The sequence below is a fragment of the Streptomyces sp. NPDC050211 genome (assembly GCF_040656035.1).
Taxonomy (GTDB): domain Bacteria; phylum Actinomycetota; class Actinomycetes; order Streptomycetales; family Streptomycetaceae; genus Streptomyces.
In genome coordinates this window covers 1-1,404 of record NZ_JBFALC010000182.1, presented here as the reverse complement: position 1 = coordinate 1,404, position 1,404 = coordinate 1, and the positions used below count along the sequence as shown (strand labels likewise).

Annotated in this window: 1 rRNA gene; it reads right to left on the bottom strand. The window is 57.7% G+C overall.

Going from position 1 to position 1,404, the window contains the following annotated elements:
• Window positions 1–1,271 (bottom strand): 23S ribosomal RNA (locus AB0I98_RS49875); the annotation flags it as partial.
• Between the last annotated feature and the right edge of the window lie 133 nt (window positions 1,272–1,404).

Genomic DNA, 1,404 nt, shown 5'->3' with positions numbered 1-1,404 from the left:
GAATGACACGACTTCGGCGGTACGCTTGAGCCCCGCTACATTGTCGGCGCGGAATCACTAGACCAGTGAGCTATTACGCACTCTTTCAAGGGTGGCTGCTTCTAAGCCAACCTCCTGGTTGTCTGTGCGACTCCACATCCTTTCCCACTTAGCGTACGCTTAGGGGCCTTAGTCGATGCTCTGGGCTGTTTCCCTCTCGACCATGGAGCTTATCCCCCACAGTCTCACTGCCGCGCTCTCACTTACCGGCATTCGGAGTTTGGCTAAGGTCAGTAACCCGGTAGGGCCCATCGCCTATCCAGTGCTCTACCTCCGGCAAGAAACACACGACGCTGCACCTAAATGCATTTCGGGGAGAACCAGCTATCACGGAGTTTGATTGGCCTTTCACCCCTAACCACAGGTCATCCCCCAGGTTTTCAACCCTGGTGGGTTCGGTCCTCCACGACCTCTTACAGCCGCTTCAACCTGCCCATGGCTAGATCACTCCGCTTCGGGTCTTGAGCGCGCTACTCTACCGCCCTGTTCGGACTCGCTTTCGCTACGGCTTCCCCACACGGGTTAACCTCGCAACACACCGCAAACTCGCAGGCTCATTCTTCAAAAGGCACGCAGTCACGAGATACGTGTAAACACATATCCGACGCTCCCACGGCTTGTAGGCACACGGTTTCAGGTACTATTTCACTCCGCTCCCGCGGTACTTTTCACCATTCCCTCACGGTACTATCCGCTATCGGTCACCAGGGAATATTTAGGCTTAGCGGGTGGTCCCGCCAGATTCACACGGGATTTCTCGGGCCCCGTGCTACTTGGGTGTCTCTCCAACGAGCCGCTGACGTTTCGACTACGGGGGTCTTACCCTCTACGCCGGACCTTTCGCATGTCCTTCGCCTACATCAACGGTTTATGACTCGTCTCACGGCCGGCAGACCGTGAAAGAGAGATCCCACAACCCCCACGACGCAACCCCTGCCGGGTCTCACACGTCGTAGGTTTGGCCTCATCCGGTTTCGCTCGCCACTACTCCCGGAATCACGGTTGTTTTCTCTTCCTGCGGGTACTGAGATGTTTCACTTCCCCGCGTTCCCTCCACATACCCTATGTGTTCAGGTATGGGTGACAGCCCATGACGACTGCCGGGTTTCCCCATTCGGACACCCCCGGATCAAAGCCTGGTTGACGACTCCCCGGGGCCTATCGTGGCCTCCCACGTCCTTCATCGGTTCCTGGTGCCAAGGCATCCACCGTGCGCCCTTAAAAACTTGGCCACAGATGCTCGCGTCCACTGTGCAGTTCTCAAACAACGACCAGCCACCCATCACCCCACCGTCACACGGCGAGTTCACTGGGGCCGGCACCCGAGGAAAACTTCGTTCCCTCAGACACCCAACAGCGTGCCCG